The following is a 19125-nucleotide window of genomic DNA, read 5'->3' on the forward strand; positions in this document are numbered from 1 at the left end:
ATTTACAGTTGGTCGTGTCCAGCACCTGTGAAAGCCTTGCTTGATCGGCTTGTATACGAAGGTATGCTGTCAGAACGTGATTTGGGATACAATAGTGGATTTATCAGTGATAATAAAACTGATAGAGCAAGAGCATTTGCCAAAAATTTATTGAATAGATGTTAGTGATTCTTATTGCAGCAAAACGGCGCTGTGCTGCGATTGTTTACTGAACAGACCTTCTTTTCAGTCTTGAACTGGAGATTTTATTTTGTAGAATAATCTGATAATTATAGATTATAATTTAAATTTTCAAATAATCAGAAAACTTAAGAAAAAAATGCTTTACAAGTTAGATATATTTTTGTATGATAGATTCCAACAAAGAAATTCTACAAAAAATAACATTTCGAAACTGCTGAATGAAAGGAAGAGATTTATGACGATCAAAAGAGACAACACACCCGGGTTATACGATTCCAGCTTTGAGCATGACAACTGCGGGATCGGTGCCTGTGTCAATATCAAGGGAATCAAAAGTCATACTACAGTCGACAATGCATTAAAGATTGTTGAGACACTGGAACACCGGGCCGGAAAAGATGCGGCAGGGGAGACCGGAGATGGTGTCGGCATTATGCTCCAGATTTCCCATAAGTTTTTTGAAAAGGCATGTAAAGAGTCCGGCATCGGAATCGGAGGAGAGAGGGAATATGGAGTTGGAATGTTCTTTTTTCCCAATGATGAACTGAAAGTACAGCAGGCCAAAAAGATGTTTGAGATCATCGTGGAAAAGGAAGGCATGAAGTTCCTCGGATGGAGAGAAGTGCCGACCGACAGCACGGTTTTGGGCAAAAAAGCCATTGAATGTATGCCGAAGATTCTCCAGGCATTTATCGAAAAGCCGGAGGATGTGGAGAAAGGATTAGAGTTTGACCGCAGGCTGTACATTGTCCGGAAAGTATTTGAACAGAGTAATGAAGAGACCTTTGTGATTTCCCTGTCCAGCAGGACTATCGTATATAAGGGAATGTTCCTTGTGGGACAGCTCAGAACATTTTTTAAAGACCTTCAGGACCCGGGCTATGAATCTGCAATCGCCCTCGTTCATTCACGTTTCAGTACGAACACGACTCCGAGCTGGGAGAAAGCGCATCCGTACCGGTTCATCGTACATAACGGTGAGATCAATACGATCCGCGGAAATGCAGATAAGATGCTGGCCAGAGAGGAAAATATGGAGTCTAAGTTCCTGAAGGGCCAGATGCATAAGGTAATCCCGGTGGTCAATCCAAACGGGTCCGACTCCGCACGGCTTGATAATACCCTGGAATTCCTTGTGATGAGCGGAATGGCCCTGCCGCACGCGATCATGATCACGATACCGGAACCTTGGGAAAACAATAAAGTCATCAGCCAGAAGAAAAGGGATTTTTACCAGTATTATGCGACGATGATGGAGCCGTGGGACGGACCGGCCTCCATTCTGTTCACCGACGGTGACCAGGTAGGAGCCGTGCTCGACCGAAACGGCCTGCGCCCTTCCAGATACTACATCACAGATGATGATCAGCTGATCTTATCTTCTGAGATCGGAGTCCTGGATATCGACCCTACCAAGATCCTCGTGAAAGAACGGCTTCGTCCCGGAAAGATGCTCCTGGTGGATACGGTCAGGGGCGAAGTCATCGATGATGATGTGGTTAAGGAATCTTATGCGGGAAAAGAGCCGTACGGAGAATGGCTTGACAGTAACCTCACAGAACTCAAGGATTTAAAGATCCCAAATCTTCCGGTGCCGTCTTATGAGACAGAGCAGAGAGAAAAACTTTTAAAGGCATTCGGATATTCTTATGAGGAAGTAAAAACTGCCATTCAGCCTATGGCGTTAAGCGGCTCAGAGGCTATCGCGGCCATGGGTACGGATTCTCCGCTGGCGGTTCTCTCAAAGAAGCATCAGCCTCTGTTTAACTATTTTAAACAGCTGTTTGCACAGGTAACCAATCCGCCGATCGACGCGATCAGAGAAGAACTTGTGACTTCCACCACTATTTATGTCGGAAAAGACGGAAATATCCTGGAAGAGAAACCGGATAACTGCCAGGTGCTGAAAGTCCACAATCCAATTCTTACGGACACAGATCTGCTGAAGATCAAATATATGAAGAGAGAAGGCTTTCAGGTAGCGGAGCTTCCGATCATTTATTATAAAAATACATCCCTGGAGAAGGCGCTGGACCGCTTGTTTGTTGAGGCAGACCGTGCTTACAGGGACGGAGCAAATATCATTATCCTGTCTGACAGGGGAGTGGATGAAAACCATGTGGCGATCCCATCCCTGCTTGCTGTATCTGCCATGCACCAGCATCTGATCAAGACAAAAAAACGGACTTCCGTGGCTCTGATCCTTGAGAGCGGAGAGCCGAGAGAGGTTCATCATTTTGCCACGCTGCTCGGATATGGAGCTTGTGCGGTGAATCCATATCTGGCACTGCAGGCCATCCGGAAGCTGATCGACGATAACCTGCTTCATAAGGATTATTATGCGGCTGTGGAAGACTATACAAACGCAGTCCTTCACGGAATCGTAAAGATTGCATCCAAGATGGGGATCTCCACGATCCAGTCTTATCAGGGATCTCAGATTTTTGAGGCCATCGGCATTGACTCTAAAGTGATTGATAAGTATTTTACCAATACAGTCAGCCGCGTGGAAGGAATCACCCTAAAGGATATCGAAGAAGATGTAGACATCAGGCATTCATCTGCATTTGACCCGCTGGGACTGGAAAATGACCTGATGCTGGAGAGCACAGGCAGCCATAAATTCAGAAGCGGAAAGGAACAGCATCTTTATAATCCGCAGACGATCCACACGCTCCAGATGGCGGCGAGAACAGGAAATTACGAGACCTTTAAAAAGTATACCCACATGATCGATGAGGAATTAGAGCCCGGAAATTTAAGAGGCCTGATGGAGTTTAACTATCCCTCAAAGGGAATACCTATGGATAAGGTTGAGAGTGTGGATTCCATTGTAAAGAGATTTAAGACAGGAGCCATGTCTTACGGTTCTATCTCAGGAGAGGCCCATGAGACACTGGCTATCGCCATGAATATGCTGGGCGGCAAGTCCAACAGCGGAGAGGGTGGTGAACGCCCGGAACGGCTGGCTGTGGGAAGAGACGGAAAGAACCGCTGTTCTGCCATCAAACAGGTGGCATCCGGAAGGTTCGGAGTGACCAGCGAGTACCTTGTAAGTGCGAAGGAAATCCAGATCAAGATGGCCCAGGGAGCAAAACCGGGAGAAGGGGGGCACCTCCCCGGAAAGAAGGTTTACCCGTGGATTGCAAAGACCCGTCATTCAACGGCGGGAGTGGGGCTGATTTCACCTCCGCCGCATCACGATATTTATTCTATCGAGGACTTGGCACAGCTGATCTATGACTGCAAAAATGCCAACAGAGATGCAAGGATTTCCGTGAAGCTTGTTTCCGAAGCGGGAGTCGGTACGGTCGCATCTGGTGTCGCAAAGGCCGGGGCCCAGGTTATTCTGATCTCCGGTTATGACGGAGGTACGGGAGCCGCACCGAGAAACTCTATTTACAACGCCGGGCTTCCGTGGGAGCTGGGGCTTGCTGAGGCGCACCAGAACCTGATCATGAACAATTTAAGGAACAAGGTTGTACTGGAAACAGATGGAAAGCTTATGAGCGGAAGGGATGTGGCCATCGCCGCCATGCTTGGTGCAGAAGAGTTTGGGTTCGCAACGGCGCCGCTTGTGACGCTGGGATGCGTAATGATGCGTGTCTGCAATCTGGATACCTGCCCTGTGGGTGTTGCGACACAGAATCCGGAGCTCCGTAAGCGTTTTGCCGGTAAACCGGAATATGTGGTCAATTTCATGCGGTTTATAGCACAGGAGCTGAGAGAATATATGGCGAAACTGGGCGTGGCCACCATCGATGAGCTGGTTGGACGCACAGATTTGTTAAAGCCGACAAAAGAGACACAAGACAGACACATTGATCTGTCAAGAATCCTGGATACTTCCTATGCCAAGGCAGAAAAGATTGATTACACCCATAAGAAAGTCTATGATTTTAAGCTGGATAAAGTGGCGGACGAGACGGTTCTTCTGAAAAAACTGAAACCCGCACTTGAGAAAAAACAGAGAAAGAGCATCGAACTGGATGTCACAAACATCGACCGTACGTTTGGTACGATCTTCGGGTCCGAGATCACCAGGCGATGGGGAGAAAACACGCTGCCTGACGACATGTACACGGTAAAATGCAGTGGTGCGGGCGGACAGAGCTTCGGCGCATTTATCCCGAAAGGCCTCACACTGGAACTTGTCGGGGACAGCAACGACTACTTTGGAAAAGGGCTGTCCGGAGGAAAGCTGGTGGTATATCCGCCGGCCGGCGTCAAGTTTAAACCGGAAGAAAACATCATTGTCGGAAATGTGGCCCTCTACGGGGCTACCAGCGGCAAAGCATTTATCAATGGAGTCGCGGGAGAGCGGTTCTGTGTCAGAAATTCCGGGGCTGCTGCCGTAGTGGAAGGCGTGGGTGATCACGGATGTGAATATATGACCGGAGGCCGTGTCTTAGTCCTGGGTGAGACAGGAAAGAATTTTGCGGCAGGCATGAGCGGTGGTATCGCCTATGTCTTAGATGAGGACAGTTCCCTTTATATGAATGTCAACAAGGAGATGGTGACCATCGAAAATATCACCTCCAAATACGATGTGCTTGAAGTCAAAGAAATGCTGAAAGAACATGTGGCTTATACCAATTCCGAAAAAGGAAAGAAGATCCTCAGAAACTTTGAAGAATTCCTGCCGAAGTTTAAAAAGATCATGCCGGTAGACTATAAACGGATGCTGAATCTGATCGTACAGATGGAAGAGCGGGGACTCAGCAGTGAGCAGGCGCAGATCGAAGCATTTTATGAGAACGCTAAGTAGGAGGACAGACGAATGGGAAAACCAACTGGATTTATAGATTACGAGAGAAAAGACGCGAGGGCGGAGGAGCCCAGAGAGAGAATCAAACATTATAATGAATTCCACATTCCTCTCCCGACTGAAGAGCAGCAGAGACAGGGAGCCAGATGCATGGACTGCGGTGTACCGTTCTGTCAGTCAGGACTGATGCTTGGCGGCATGGCGTCCGGGTGTCCGCTGAATAATCTGGTGCCGGAGTGGAACGACCTGATTTATACAGGAAACTGGGAACAGGCATTTGAGAGGCTTAAGAAGACCAATCCGTTTCCGGAGTTTACAGGCAGGGTCTGCCCTGCTCTCTGTGAGGCGGCCTGTACCTGCGGTCTCAACGGGGAGCCAGTCTGCTCCAAGCAGAATGAGCTGAGCATTATTGAATACGGCTATGCCAACGGACTTGCGGATGCAAAACCGCCAAAGAGCAGGACCGGGAAAAAGGTCGCTGTAATCGGTTCCGGACCCGCCGGGCTTTCGGCGGCCAATTCGCTGAACAAGAGAGGACATCAGGTTACGGTCTATGAACGTTCAGACAGGGTCGGCGGACTGATGATGTACGGTATTCCAAATATGAAGCTGGAAAAGCAGATCGTGGACCGGAAGATCAAAATCATGGAGGAAGAAGGCATTATATTTAAGACGAATACGGATGTGGGAAAGGATGTCAAGGCGGAACAGCTGAAAAAAGAATACGACAGCATTATCCTGGCATGCGGTTCCTCCCATCCGAGAGACATCGAAGTTCCGGGAAGGGATGCCAAAGGCATTTATTTCGCCGTAGACTTCCTGAAATCCACCACGAAAGCACTGCTGGACAGCGGACTGAAAGACAACACTTACATCAGTGCCAAAGGGAAGAACGTCATGGTCATCGGAGGCGGCGACACGGGAAATGACTGTGTGGGAACATCCATCCGCCACGGGGCCAAGAGTGTCATCCAGCTGGAGATGATGCCGAAACTCCCGGATGAGCGCACAGAGAACAATCCGTGGCCGGAGTGGCCGAGAGTCTGCAAGACAGACTACGGTCAGGAGGAAGCCATCGCTTTATTCAGCCATGATCCGAGAACTTATCAGACAACAGTGAAAGAATTTAAGAAAAACAAAAAGGGTGATGTATCGAAAGCCGTTATCGTAAAGCTTGAAAGTAAAAAGGATGAGAAAACCGGTCGGATGACAATGGCGGAGGTCCCTGGAACAGAGAAAGAAATTTCGGTGGATCTTGTGCTGATCGCTGCCGGGTTCCTCGGAAGTGAATCCTATGTGACCGACGCATTCGGCGTAAAACTCAATGAACGTACCAATGTAGCCACAGAGCCGGACTCTTTTTGCACCAATGTTAAAAATGTATTTACCGCGGGAGATATGCACCGGGGCCAGTCACTGGTCGTGTGGGCAATCCGCGAAGGACGGGAAGCGGCGAGAGAAGTCGACCTTCAGATGATGGGATATACAAACCTGTAATATGTTTTACATTTCCGGAGACGAAGCCAGTTTGGTTTTGTCTCTGGTTTTTTTCGCATTTTTTCCGTATAATAAAAAGAAAACTTAATGGGAAGGACGGATCAGCGAGTTGAAAGAATATAAAGAACTGTTTTTAACCTTTTTTAAAATGGGTGCATTTACATTCGGCGGAGGCTACGCCATGCTCCCGATGATCGAACGGGAGGTTGTTCAAAATAAAGGCTGGGCGACGAGTGAAGAAGTCATGGATTATTTTGCGGTAGGACAGTGTACGCCCGGAGTCATCGCTGTCAATACCTCCACGTTTATTGGATACAAACTGAAGGGTATCAGAGGAGGTATCACGGCGACATTAGGGTTTACAGCCCCATCATTGATTATTATCATGCTCATCGCAGCTTTTATGACCAATTTCAGTGACCTAAAAGCGGTGCAGAGTGCATTTTGGGGCATTCGGGTCTGTGTCTGTGTTCTGATGATCAACAGTATCAAGAAGATGGTAAAAGGCGGAGTCGTGGACTGGCTGACGGGTATGATATTTGCGGCCACATTTTTCGGCATGGTATTTTTCATGAGTAATCCTGTGATTTATGTAATCATCGGCGCTGTTTTAGGACTTTTGCTCTGCGGGAAAGTGCGGAGAGGAGGAGATAGAAAATGATCCTTCTAAAGCTGTTCATTGAATTTTTTAAGACCGGACTCTTTGCGCTTGGGGGCGGGCTTGCCACACTTCCGTTCCTTTACAGCATGGCGGACCGTTTTCACTGGTTTACCCACGCAGATATTGTAAATATGCTGGCAATTTCCGAGTCTACGCCGGGAGCCATCGGCGTCAACATGTCGACTTATTCGGGATTTCATATCGCAGGTATCCCCGGAAGCCTGATCGCCACATTCGGCCTTGTGCTGCCGTCGGTGGTCATTATCATCCTCGTTGCCAGAGTGCTGGAAAGTTTTAAAAACAACCGTCTTGTGGAGGCAGGATTTTACGGCATCCGTCCGGTGGTGGCCGGATTAATCTGCGCGGCGACTCTGTCTGTGTTTCAGGTGGCGTTTTTAAAAGATGGTGAACTGGATCTTCATAAAATAGTTTCTTCCATTGACTTTAAATCTGTGATTCTTTTTGTTATATTATATATGATAAATAAAGTAGCAGAGAAACGTGGGAAATCCATACATCCGATTTTCCTGATCGTGTTGTCGGGATGTATCGGGATTGCCGTGCTGGGAGCTTGATTATGCATATTTTAGGACACTTTAAGACAATTACAAAACATAAAATCCTTGTGGCCAAAGGCTGTTTTAAGGTGGGACTTTACTACCAGGGTATCATGCACGATATGTCAAAGTATTCTCCGACGGAATTTATTCCGGGGGCGAAATACTACCAGGGAAATCAAAGCCCTAACAACATCGAAAGAAGAAAATATGGGATATCCAGGGCATGGCTGCACCATAAAGGGAGGAACAGGCATCATTTTGAGTATTGGATCGATTACAGCCTGAATCCTGACGCTAAGGGCCTGGTAGGAATGAAAATTCCGAAAAAATATATGGCGGAAATGTTAGTGGACAGAATCAGCGCCGGGAAAATCTACAAAAAGAATGATTTTACGAAAGAGAGTCCTCTGGAGTATTTTAATAACGGAATCGGGGCATTGATCATGCATGAGGCTTCCAAAGATTATCTGATGATGCTGTTGACAATGTATGCTGAAAAAGGAGAGAAGGAGACATTTCGCTATTTGAAAAGAGACTTGAAAGAGGACATCAGCGGCTATGACCGCATTTCTCCTTTTGAGAAAACAGGCCCGGTGCCGATTGGCTAGAATTTCATGTATGTACTTCTTGAAACTCTCACATACTTCATGTATAATAACTTGTAAAGAAACGGAATAAACGGCCTGGGGTGTTCGATAACGCCTGCTATTTTGAACCTACAACTATTTGAACGGGATTCCGAATATCCGGCTGGATATCAAGCCACAACACGGTGGAAGGTAGAAGGCAGGATGAGGAAACCCACCTAGCTGTGGCTAGGAGTCAAAATTGCGGGGAACGGCATCTTGGGCATAACAAAAGATAAGTTAAAGAGACTGCAGGCTGAGCCGGCAGTCTCTTTTGAGTTTGCGCGCCATGGGCGCACTCTAACGGGTGAAAGTCCCGAACATGCCCGGGTAGTGGGAAATGTATAGCCGAACAGCAAGGGTGTCCATCGTGAGATGGAATCTGAAGGAAGCTGAAAGCAAACCTCCGGTTCGACGGACAGAAATCGCATATAAGGCTGGACTCTGAGAGATAAGTTGGCTCAAAGCAACAAAGTCTAATAACTATCACATTTGTAGGAGTAAAGTAAATGCGGCGGATATATGGAGGGAAAGAGCATGCACCTTAAGCATGGAGGTCTCACAGAGGTTTCATTAGCCTAATAACAACGAACTGTGAGAAGTCAGCAGAGCCCATAGTAGTGAAGAAGTTTCTGTAACGGAAATGGAGCGAAGGGGTGAACAGTCAATCAGTTTTAGTAGAGTCTGGATTGCAGAAGAGACAACATCTGCCGTAACCAATCGGGGAAAGGGTGGTCAATTCAAGCGAGACGGGAATCTGTTTGCGCACTGGAAGTTTGGAATACTGCCATCGGCCGGATAATGGGAGCTGTATGAGCTGAGAGGTTCACGTACAGTTCTGAGAGGGACTTAGGGGGAGGTTCCCTGGGTCTACTTACTGTATTGTTATGGTAGGAAGTGAAATGTCGGCAAAGCGAGTAATGAGAAATCTCACAAAGTTTATTGAAGAGAAACTAGGGCTTAAATACCTCGGCTTTGGGTTCTGCTTTGACAGCAGGGCACATCAATTCAAGGCAAAACCACACGCAAAATCGATAGCAAAGTTCAAGGCGAGCATGAAGAAACTGACTTGCCGTAGTTGGGGAGTAAGCAATTCCTATAAGGTGAAGAAGCTCAATGCAGAGAGTCCTGACATATCGTGATCCGCGCAGGCGGCAATATTGATGATCATAAGACTTAAAACAGGGCGTCATCATATAAACAGGACTTTTGTACATTGTTAAGATAAGGGTGCAAAAGTCCTTGTTTTATTTGACAGACAGACTGGAAGAATTGATGGAAAAAAACGGATAAGTCTCCCTGCGAACATGGTCAAGATAAATCTGGCCGATGGGGACGGGAGTTTCGTGGCCTGTCAGGAAGATATTTTCCTTATCCGCATCTAAAATATAGGAGAGGTTTACGATGTAAGAACGGTGGACACGGATAAAACCTTTGTTTTTAACAGACTGTTCTATGATATTGAGTTTGGAATAGAATTCAAAACTCCGGTCTTTAAAATGTACAACCACGAGGCGTCCGAGAGTCTCAAAATGAGAAATATCGGAAAGCTGAATGCACTGGAACGTGGTCCGGTTTTTACAGACGATATACGGCTTCTTTTTTTGCTTGAAAACCGAGTAAGCATTGAGAAAGACAGATTCGCCCCTGATAAAGTTCAGCTTTGACTTGATGATGTAATTGAAAGGGTAAGCGGCAAAGCAGTCACTGGCACATTCCGCGCGGACTCCGAGAAAGATCACGAGTCCCCACGGATCATACTCGTGGATACGGAGAACCGTGTCAATCCCGCTTATGTCTTTCAGTCCGGCTTCAACAAAATAAAGATCAAAAAAGTGGTTTGGGTTCTCTAAGTAAACAAGAAACTCCTCACCCGAAGAAAATGCCCGAATACTGACAGGGATCTGATGTCTCTCGGCGATCAACTCAAAAAGTTCTATGTACTTATGCAGTGTTGCGGGAGTATCATCACAAAAGCAGATTGAAAACATAATATCACCTTCTTAATTCTTATAGGGTGTAGATTTTAAGCTGTGACAACATTTTTCGTACCTGACTTAAATAGGTGGTTCCTATGGGCAGAGTAAATCCATTCGTCAGCCGTACCGTGCGGTCAGTAATCTGGTCAATATGGCGCATGTTGATGAGAAAGGATCTGTGAATGCGCAGAAATCCTTTCGGTGTTAATTCTTTTTCCAGCCTGGACATGGACATATAAAACGAAAAGCTGGTGTTGCTGTGGTATACAGTTGTAATCCTCTGAAAGATTTCAAAGTAGTAAATATCACCCAGAGGTATGTAATGTTCATGCGCGCCGCTGCCGCACTGGAACAGGTTGTTCCGCCTCCTTTCGGCCAGTGAAAGAGCTTTTAAATATACAGGTTTGAATTGTTCCAGAGTCAGATATTTGAGATAGAAAAAGTAAAAAGGAAACGTAGGGAAAGTATTTGCAGCAAGCTGTTTATTGGCAGAGATAAAAATAAGCAGGGCATGACAGCAAAGCTTGCGGAGACTTTTTGCCGCTTCAAGACCGACAATCTCATCGTCTTTGCTTTTTGATATTCTCAGGAAAATAATATCTGCCCGTTCCGGATGAGATGACAGATCAAATAATAATTCGTCTTTATTGGTGTATTTAAATATATGGATGTTAAAGTGGTGCTCTGAAGCAATGTCTTTCAATGTTTTTATATGATCTTCGGAGGAGTTCCGATTATTGTTAAAAGTGTAAATGTTCATTGGCATATACTCTCCATTTCGCATTTTGTACTTCTCTATTTTACCATGGAAAAAGTTAGAAGCACAACAAGAAACCGAATCTTTTTAAATATGTCTGGATATCTGTTTTTATTTTCGGTATAATTATTTAATATCTTTTAAAAGGAGCAGTATCATATGAAATTTTATAATAAAAACACACAGGGATTCTTTGGACTTGTGGCGTTTGGAGTACTTCTCTATTTGGGTGTCAGCAATATAAGCTACATATTGAAGGCATTCTCCTATTTAGTCTCAGTGATTTTCCCGTTTATTATCGGAGGATGTATGGCATTTATTATCAATGTGCCAATGAGATTTTTTGAAACAAAGCTGTTTTCAAAAGTGAAAAAAGGAAAGCGGGCACTGAGCCTGATCCTGGCTGTCGTATGTATTATCAGTGTTCTGGCGCTGATCAGTTTTCTCATTCTTCCGGAACTTGCCAATACACTTTACAGCCTGGCATCCAGCATTCCGGGATTTGTGAACGAGATCAAAGAATTTTTACAGAATGTATCCAACAATCCTCTGTTCACCAAACAGAATCTGATGAAGATCGACTTAGATTGGAATAAAATCAGTACAGAACTGATGGGATTTTTCCAGTCCGGCGCCAGCAATATTCTGGGCTCCACAGTATCTGTCATCAGTTCGGCAGTACAGACCGTAGTGACATTTTTGCTTGGCATTGTTTTTGCAGTTAATGCACTGCTGAAAAAGGAGAAGCTGGTACTTCAGACGAAGAAACTTCTATACTCTTATCTGAAAGAAGCATATGCGGACCGTATCATATACATTGGAAACATGTGTAATCTGGCATTTTCAAGTTTTTTGTCCGGCCAGTGTACGGAAGCCGTAATCCTGGGCACGATCATTTTTATCTGCATGAATATACTCGGTCTGCCTTATGCCATGCTGATCGCCATGTTTATCGGCGTGACTTCGCTGATCCCTATTTTGGGAGGATTCATCGGAAGCACTCTGGGGGCGGTTCTGATTTTTATGGTAAGCCCGTTTAAGATGGTTATTTTTGTTATCATGTTTGTCGTAGTACAGCAGATTGAAGGGAATCTTATTTATCCTCATGTTGTGGGAAATTCAGTGGGTCTTCCTGCCATCTGGGTCTTAGTTGCAGTGACCGTCGGCGGCAATCTGGCCGGAGTAGCCGGAATGTTTATCAGTATCCCGGCCTGTTCCGTTATTTATGCGCTTTTAAGGGATGCAGCCAACGAAAGACTGAGGAAAAAAGGGCTGCTTGAGAAAGTTCAGAATAAATAGTGTATATTCCGCGGAATTTAGGTCCATAATACTCCTATATTATTTATGGAGGTGGAAGGAATGGACCGTGACGATATTATCTGTCCATGTGTCGATGTGACCGTGGGAGAAATTATGGATGCCTATGAAGAAGGTGCCACAACAGTGGATGCAGTCAAAGACGCAACCGGCGCAGGAAGCATCTGCGGGGCTTGTCTTGACAATATTGAAGAATTACTTACAGAGTTAAAATCCAAATAATTTCCTTACGCATCTGTGTACAACCCGCGGAGCGTTTTTATTTCATAGGGAAGGTCGTAGAACTTTCCTATGAAATAACAAAAGGCCGGAGAATTGATGAGATATCACTTCTCCGGCCTTGACTTTTTTTATGGGAGATTCTAAAATGAAAGTAAATACTTGCATTACAGAGAGGGATGATACATATGGACGAGACCGGTCAAAAAATTATAGATGCGACTATGTCTCTGGTAAGGGATAAAGGCTACGTGGCAACGACTACAAAAGATATCGCAAATTCCGCAGGGGTGAATGAATGCACCCTGTTTCGGAAGTTTCAGAATAAGAAAAGTATCGTTATGAGCGGTATCGAGCAGGAAAAGTGGCGGGCGGATTTTACGCCGGATGTATTTCAGGATGTCCGGTGGGAGCTGCAGTATGATCTGGAAATGTATATGAGAGAGTATATGAAGAGGATTACCCCTGACTTTGTGAGACTCTCCATCGGTCTGCGGGCTCCGCAGATTTATGAGGAAACAGCGCCGTTTATTATGAAAATCCCTCAGGCGTTCCTCTCATCGCTGATTTCTTACTTTGAACAGATGGCGCAGAGAGGTAAGATTCCCAGGTCGGATTTTGAGATTTTGGCTATGACGCTTTTTTCCAGCGCTTTTGGTTATACGTTTTTAAATGCGTCGTTTGAAGAAAAGCTTACGGAGGTTGGGAGAGAAGACTTTATTAAAAAAACAGTTGCCGCATTCCTGTATGGAATTACGGCAGAGTGAAGAAGGCGGCATTGTCTTTTGACGGTGCCGTATAAATATAACCAATATGCAAGTGTTTACTTGCTTTATGAAGTGAATGGAGGAATATTACATGGAGATTACAGGAGCACAGCTGGTTGTGAAAGCGTTAAAGGCGGAAAAAACAGATACTTTGTTTGCGTATCCGGGAGGTCAGGTAATTGATTTATTTAACGAGCTTTATGATGAGAAGGAGATCAGAGTCATTACGCCGCGCCATGAACAGGGACTAGTGCATGCGGCAGACGGATATGCCAGGGCTTCGGGAAAAACAGGAGTCTGTATTGTGACCAGCGGACCTGGGACGACCAATCTTGTGACCGGCATTGCCACTGCAAATATAGACAGTGTTCCACTTGTTTGTTTTACGGGACAGGTTTCTTCAGGGCTGATCGGGAGAGAATCTTTTCAGGAAGTAAATACGATTAAGATCATGAAGAGTATATGTAAATATGTAGTGACTGTACGTGACCGCAGTGAACTGGGGAAAGCGATCCGCAGTGCCTTTCAGGCAGTCCGGTCAGGAAGGCCCGGAGCGGCAGTCGTTGATCTGCCGAAAGACATTCAGCAGGAAATGGGTTCTGACTTTTATCCGCTGTGCACAGACGATAAACCTGAAGTGCCTGTGCCACAGGAAGTAATAGACCGCTGTCTGGAAGCTTTAAGGGCAGCCCGAAAACCTCTTTTTTTGCTGGGAGGAGGTGTACATATTGCAGGGGCGGAAAAAGAAATGGCCAGTCTGGCAGAAAAGACCGGGATACCGGTTGTCACGACCATTATGGGGAAAGGGGTCCTTCCCTCAGATCATCCGCTGTATATGGGGAATCTGGGTATTCACGGAAGTTTCGCTGCAAATATGGCCACCAGTGAGTGTGATGTTCTGTTTGCCATCGGCACCCGGTTTAACGACCGCATAACAGGAAAAACGGACAGCTTTGCAGACAAGGCAGTTATTATCCATGCAGACATCGAGCCGGATGTGATCTCGCGAAATGTACCGGCAGATATATCGGTTGCCGCAGATGCAGGGAAACTGATCAGAATTCTTCTTGAAAGAGCAAAGCCGTCTGCGGCCGGGGAGTGGGTCAGCCGTCTGAAACTGTGGAAACAGCGGCATCCGGTCACTTTAAAGAAAAGCACATCTGGAGAAATGAGCGCACAGAATGTGATAGAATACATCAATGATCTGTTTGACAGTGCCGTGATCACAACGGATGTGGGACAAAATCAGATGTGGGCGTCACAGTTTTTGAAACTGTCGGAGAAGAGAAAAATGCTCACCTCCGGAGGTATGGGAACAATGGGCTATGGTTTCCCTGCTGCCATAGGTGCTAAATTAGGAGTACCCCGAAAAGATGTTATAGCCATCTGCGGAGACGGCGGATTTCAGATGAATATTCAGGAACTTGCCACGGCAGCGCTCTATGAACTCCCCATTATCATCTGCATCTTCAACAACGGTTATCTGGGCAATGTCCGGCAGTGGCAGGAGATGTTTTATGACAGGCGTTATTCTGCCACATGTACCTGCCGCAGAGAAAGCTGTATGAAAGAATGCAAAAGTGCGTCTGCACACTGTCTATCCGGTTATATCCCTGATTTTGTCCATTTGGCACAGAGTTACGGGGCAGAAGGGATTCGTGTCCGGGAAGTGAAAGACATTCGGAGCGCTCTCCTGAAAGCCAAAGAGAGCAAGAATGTCCCTACGGTTATTGAGTTTATAATAGGCAGAGAACAGAATGTACTTCCAATTGTACCTCCGGGAAATTCACTGGAAAATATGATCGGCGGAGAATAAGGGGAGAGATGAAAAACTTGGGTTTTCTTGTTGACATTCCATGACAGAGATGATATTATATTCAAGGTCGTCAAGACAAGCCGGCGTGTCGGAATTGGCAGACGAGACAGACTCAAAATCTGTTGTCCTTACGGGCGTATGGGTTCGAGTCCCATTGCCGGCATAGTAAAGAACAGCTGAAACCAATAAATTCAGCTGTTTTTTTATTTCATAGGAAAGTTCACGACCTTCCCTATGAAATAAAAACGCTCCGCGGGTTGTGCACAGATGCGTAAGGAAATTATTTGCCTGCGGCAAATTGCATCTGGCACGCAAAGTTGTCAAGCCCCTCAAAGAGTGAGGGAGGGGTTGGGGCGTTGAAGTGGGCTTGCCCACTTTGTTCCTTGCTTAAATAGTTTGTTTTTTATATTCCTGTTAAAGGGGTTTGACAGAAAGAGCCGGATTCTTTACAATAGTGATATAACATAGTGAAAAAGTAGGAATGAGGAGGGAACCCGTGAAGATTTCAACCAAAGGGAGATATGCGGTCCGCTTATTATATGATCTGGCACAGCACAATACGGGAGAATGGATTTCACTGAAGGATGTGTCAAAGAGACAGGGTATTTCCATAAAATATCTGGAGCAGATCGTAAGACAGCTGAGTATATGCGGATATTTAAAAAGCCTGAGAGGTCCGAGAGGAGGATATCAGCTTTCTAAAAAACCTTCGGAATATACGATCGGAGATGTACTGGAGATTACAGAAGGCAGCATTGCCCCGGTTGCGTGTCTGGACGATGAGACCAATCAGTGCGAACGTTATTATGATTGTCCGACAATTTTTGTATGGGAAGGACTGGATAAAGTTGTGAGGGATTATCTGGGCAGTGTGACGATACAGGATATTTTGGACCGTGCCGCTTCAAAAGGCGGAAATGATTTTGTAATATAGATAGATTCAGCAGGCTTCCCGGAATTTCGGGAAGCCTTTCAATTTGACGTTATTGCAGAATTTAACTTTTTGAAAAAGCCTTTTGAGGCGGAATGCCCGTTTTCTGTCTCCAGAGGATGCGTATAAGGTACAGGAAAAATAAGACTCCCCATGAGCCTGCTTCCGCATAGGCGATGATCATGTTTCCACAAAGTTCCGCAAAAGCATATGAAAATATAATACGGGAGACCAGTGCGGCAATCCCCGATATACTGGAGAAGAGAACGTCTCCGATTCCTTCTGTATAACCCCGGATGGACATGGCGATGCCGTAAACCACATAAAACGCCGCAATTCTTTGGAAGAAATTTTTTCCGATCTCCGCCGATTCCGGACTTATTCCAAACATGGAAATTAAATATCCCCCGGTTCCCAGTACAACATTCACGACAGACGAACAGAGGACAGAACCAAAAGAAGCGCGCCTGTTTCCAATGCCGCGGAGTGCTGAAGTGTAGACGTTATATACGGCAAGAAACGGTATGCCGATCAATATAATCTGAAGATAATTTTTTGCCATATGAATGGTTTCCGGTGTCGTATTCATCGTGCGAAGCAATGGATAGGCGCCCGGAATGCCCGCTGCCGGGACAAGCAAAAAAGCACAGCCCAGAACAACAGTGAATACGGATAGAGTTTTTGAGATTTGATCCTTTTTTCCGGCGCCGAATTTCTGGGCAAATAAAATGGAAAGGCCGAGAGTAAACCCTGTTATGGCAGTGAGGAACAGGTTAATGATTGTAGTTGTAGAGCCGATGGCGGCCAGAGCATTTTCTCCGGCCACATTTCCGACAATAAATGCATCCGCCCAGTTGTAGAGCTGCTGAAGGATACCGCTTAAAATAAGTGGTATGCAGAATTTGATCAATGTAATTGCAGTTTTTTCTGTTCATTTCTCCATAGAAGAACAAAGTGGGCAAGCCCACTTCAACGCCCCAACCCCTCACTCTTTGAGGGGCTTGACAACTTTGCGTGCCTGATGCAATTTGCCGCAGGCAAATAATTTCCTTACGCATCTGTGCACAACTCGCGGAGCGTTTTTATTTCATAGGATTAGGGTGTCAAAAGACACATTAATAAATATCTGATTTTGTTTGTACCTTGAAAATTTAACACGAATTGGTTTGAGAATATTAAATTTAGAACAATCAACAGAAGGTGAGCTTGATGTTTTGAGTATTAATTATGCTATCTCTTTTTCAGAGGCACAATAAACCAAGCTATTTTCATAATCCAATAGCTTTTGAAAATTCAAAGCTGCGACTTTGAATCCGAAATGCAGACGAGTCTGTTTTTTGCCATGTGTTGGGATTTTGTCGGCATGATATTTTCTGCGAAGCAGTGAAGGTAATGATTCTACTCCATTTCGGAAATGTGCATACTGCTTGAATTCTTCTGTTTTCATAAAACGAAGTTGTTTTGCTCGATTGACTGCTTTCCAAGACAGTTCTTTTAACGCATTGTTTTGGCGTAAACGTGGTTTGCATTCTGCCAGGTATGGACAGTCTGCACAGTCACATTTTTTAAACAACGCATCACAACGGTCATTGTGCTCATCATAGCGGAACTGATATGGCTTTTTATGATTGATACACTCCAACAGTTCATGCCCATCTTCGCTAAAAATAAACTCTGCAAAAATATCAGCCGGTTTTCTCCCGGTAAAATTCGTAGTGATAAGTCGGATTCTATGTTTAGCAGCTTCGGCAACATTAACCTCACTGCCGTAAGCACCATCGGCAATCAGTAATACTTCCTGTTTATATATCGGTTCCTTGGCTAAATGATCCTTCATGAATTGGCTGTCTCCGTATATGTTTTGTTCGTACGCATAATCGGTGATCAGGCTTTTGTTTTCCCCTACGGTTTCTGTGAGATTTGCTACGTATCCTAAATGTTTACCTCCTGCTTTTTTTCGGAAAGTGGCTTCCGGATCAGATGGATTTAACAACACTTTTGATGGATCCTCTTTTTCCTTTTTTTCACGCAACCTGCGGGTCCCATCGTCATTGAAGATGGTTTGTTCTTTGAGTAAACGTATCAACAGCTGATATTCGCTGGTATCATCAAAATCTCCTTCGCAGAGTTCCAGAAGTTTTTCGGCATCATGCATTACAACAATTGTTCTTTCGTTAGCATCTAGCTTACGCTGGTGATAGATAAACGCATTGTAATCATCCTTTTCCACATAATGTTTTTGCTTTTCTGGAAGAGTAACCCCTCTGCTAACCATAACTTTTGCTAAATTTGCAGTACAAGTATAGAAAAGCTCTAATAGTGAAAGATTCCGGATATTTGCCGCGATCATCATACTGTCCATTCTCTGCATAGAAGGGGTAAGCCCCATAAATTCAGATATTTCTTTTGATAAAGAGGTAACACATATATGAATCAGGTCAATACCGGTTTCTGTTTCATAAGCAAGGCATCTTGCACGAAATCTACTCAGAGTTCTGTCGCTCAAGGGCTGTTCTTCAAAACTAGTAGTATGAAGAGCATGCTGATACCGTATATCAAACATTAGAGCCTGAACAAGTTCATCATCACTATCACCAAGTGCTTCTTTGAGAATCAATGCACCAACGATGACATTTACGGGAGTATTTGGACGAGAAGCTTTACTACTATACAATACAGAAAATATATCTTCGTTTATGGCAGGAAAAATCCTATCCGAAAAAGTCTTTGCCCATGATTTTTCAAGAAACCTACGTTCTCTTTCTGTCAGGTTAAATGTGCTGTCAGTCAACGACATTTGTTGACTATTATTTGATACAAAACACATGCGAATCACCTCGATATTTGATATTTATATTTTACCAAATGTTCGGATGGATTGATATATCGTGTTAAATTTTCAAGGTACAAATTTATATCAAAGGTCAATGACCTTTTGACACCCTAATCCTATGAAATAAAAAACGTATGCAAGAATCAGCCTTGCATACGGTAGGTGCTCACTCGGTAACAATATAGAATATACCAAATAAATGAATCTTTTT

The 19125-nt window shown here is 44.9% G+C and carries 14 protein-coding genes, 1 tRNA gene, 1 other RNA gene and 1 pseudogene; 13 read left to right on the plus strand and 4 right to left on the minus strand.

The features are described 5' to 3' along the window. Nucleotides 1-418 precede the first annotated feature (418 nt). The 7 genes and pseudogenes from gltB to P8F77_RS07655 form a co-directional block, all read left to right on the plus strand. A complete protein-coding gene (gene gltB / locus P8F77_RS07625) occupies nt 419-4951 on the plus strand; it encodes a glutamate synthase large subunit (protein WP_287518219.1) in 4533 nt (1510 codons plus the stop codon). Nucleotides 4952-4963: 12 nt separating this feature from the next. Then, nucleotides 4964-6448 (plus strand): glutamate synthase subunit beta, encoded by a 1485-nt coding sequence (locus P8F77_RS07630; RefSeq protein WP_287518217.1) that lies wholly within the window; start codon nt 4964-4966, stop codon nt 6446-6448. 109 nt (nt 6449-6557) lie between these two features. Further along, the gene (locus tag P8F77_RS07635) at nt 6558-7109 is read left to right on the plus strand and encodes a chromate transporter (protein WP_024727876.1); all 552 of its coding nucleotides are present in this window, start codon (nt 6558-6560) and stop codon (nt 7107-7109) included. Further along, nucleotides 7106-7684: a chromate transporter gene (locus P8F77_RS07640; RefSeq protein ID WP_024727875.1), complete on the plus strand. Its 579-nt coding sequence runs from the start codon at nt 7106-7108 to the stop codon at nt 7682-7684. Before P8F77_RS07635 ends, P8F77_RS07640 begins: the two co-directional genes overlap by 4 nt. 2 nt (nt 7685-7686) lie before the next feature. Beyond that, nucleotides 7687-8277: a DUF5662 family protein gene (locus tag P8F77_RS07645; protein ID WP_024727874.1), complete on the plus strand. Its 591-nt coding sequence runs from the start codon at nt 7687-7689 to the stop codon at nt 8275-8277. A 69-nt stretch (nt 8278-8346) separates the two neighbouring features. After that, a non-coding RNA gene (gene ssrS, locus P8F77_RS07650) (6S RNA) lies at nt 8347-8525 on the plus strand. Between the two features lie 648 nt (nt 8526-9173). Beyond that, nucleotides 9174-9413, plus strand: a pseudogene (locus tag P8F77_RS07655) (group II intron reverse transcriptase/maturase); the annotation flags it as partial. Nucleotides 9414-9542: 129 nt separating this feature from the next. Here the strand turns inward: P8F77_RS07655 and P8F77_RS07660 are convergent. Both P8F77_RS07660 and P8F77_RS07665 read right to left on the minus strand, forming a co-directional pair. Beyond that, complete coding sequence (locus P8F77_RS07660) at nt 9543-10286, minus strand: LytTR family DNA-binding domain-containing protein (RefSeq protein WP_024727872.1); 744 nt, start codon at nt 10284-10286, stop codon at nt 9543-9545. Nucleotides 10287-10305: 19 nt separating this feature from the next. Further along, nucleotides 10306-11034, minus strand: a complete 729-nt coding sequence (locus P8F77_RS07665) for a LytTR family transcriptional regulator DNA-binding domain-containing protein (RefSeq protein WP_024727871.1) — start codon at nt 11032-11034, stop codon at nt 10306-10308. 156 nt (nt 11035-11190) lie between these two features. Between P8F77_RS07665 and P8F77_RS07670 the strand changes: the two genes are divergently transcribed. From P8F77_RS07670 to P8F77_RS07695, 6 genes are all read left to right on the plus strand, one after another. After that, on the plus strand, nt 11191-12330 hold the full coding sequence (locus P8F77_RS07670; protein WP_024727870.1) for an AI-2E family transporter: 1140 nt from the start codon (nt 11191-11193) through the stop codon (nt 12328-12330). 60 nt (nt 12331-12390) lie between these two features. Then, a complete protein-coding gene (locus P8F77_RS07675) occupies nt 12391-12570 on the plus strand; it encodes a (2Fe-2S)-binding protein (RefSeq protein WP_024727869.1) in 180 nt (59 codons plus the stop codon). Between the two features lie 185 nt (nt 12571-12755). Next, a complete protein-coding gene (locus tag P8F77_RS07680) occupies nt 12756-13334 on the plus strand; it encodes a TetR/AcrR family transcriptional regulator (RefSeq protein WP_287518215.1) in 579 nt (192 codons plus the stop codon). A gap of 91 nt (nt 13335-13425) precedes the next feature. Then, the gene (ilvB, locus tag P8F77_RS07685; protein WP_024727867.1) at nt 13426-15150 is read left to right on the plus strand and encodes a biosynthetic-type acetolactate synthase large subunit; all 1725 of its coding nucleotides are present in this window, start codon (nt 13426-13428) and stop codon (nt 15148-15150) included. Between the two features lie 79 nt (nt 15151-15229). Continuing rightward, nucleotides 15230-15313, plus strand: a tRNA-Leu gene (locus P8F77_RS07690). 333 nt (nt 15314-15646) lie between these two features. Beyond that, nucleotides 15647-16084 carry an RrF2 family transcriptional regulator gene (locus tag P8F77_RS07695; protein WP_024727866.1) on the plus strand — a complete coding sequence of 146 codons (438 nt, stop codon included), beginning with the start codon at nt 15647-15649 and terminating at the stop codon, nt 16082-16084. Nucleotides 16085-16145: 61 nt separating this feature from the next. Here P8F77_RS07695 and P8F77_RS07700 read toward each other — a convergent pair whose 3' ends face one another. Both P8F77_RS07700 and P8F77_RS07705 read right to left on the minus strand, forming a co-directional pair. Next, nucleotides 16146-16991 carry an MATE family efflux transporter gene (locus tag P8F77_RS07700; RefSeq protein ID WP_347256425.1) on the minus strand — a complete coding sequence of 282 codons (846 nt, stop codon included), beginning with the start codon at nt 16989-16991 and terminating at the stop codon, nt 16146-16148. A gap of 315 nt (nt 16992-17306) precedes the next feature. Next, on the minus strand, nt 17307-18908 hold the full coding sequence (locus tag P8F77_RS07705) for a transposase (RefSeq protein ID WP_347256053.1): 1602 nt from the start codon (nt 18906-18908) through the stop codon (nt 17307-17309). Between the last annotated feature and the right edge of the window lie 217 nt (nt 18909-19125).

The sequence above is a fragment of the Anaerostipes sp. PC18 genome (genome assembly GCF_039789045.1).
GTDB classification, from domain to species: domain Bacteria; phylum Bacillota; class Clostridia; order Lachnospirales; family Lachnospiraceae; genus Anaerostipes; species Anaerostipes hominis.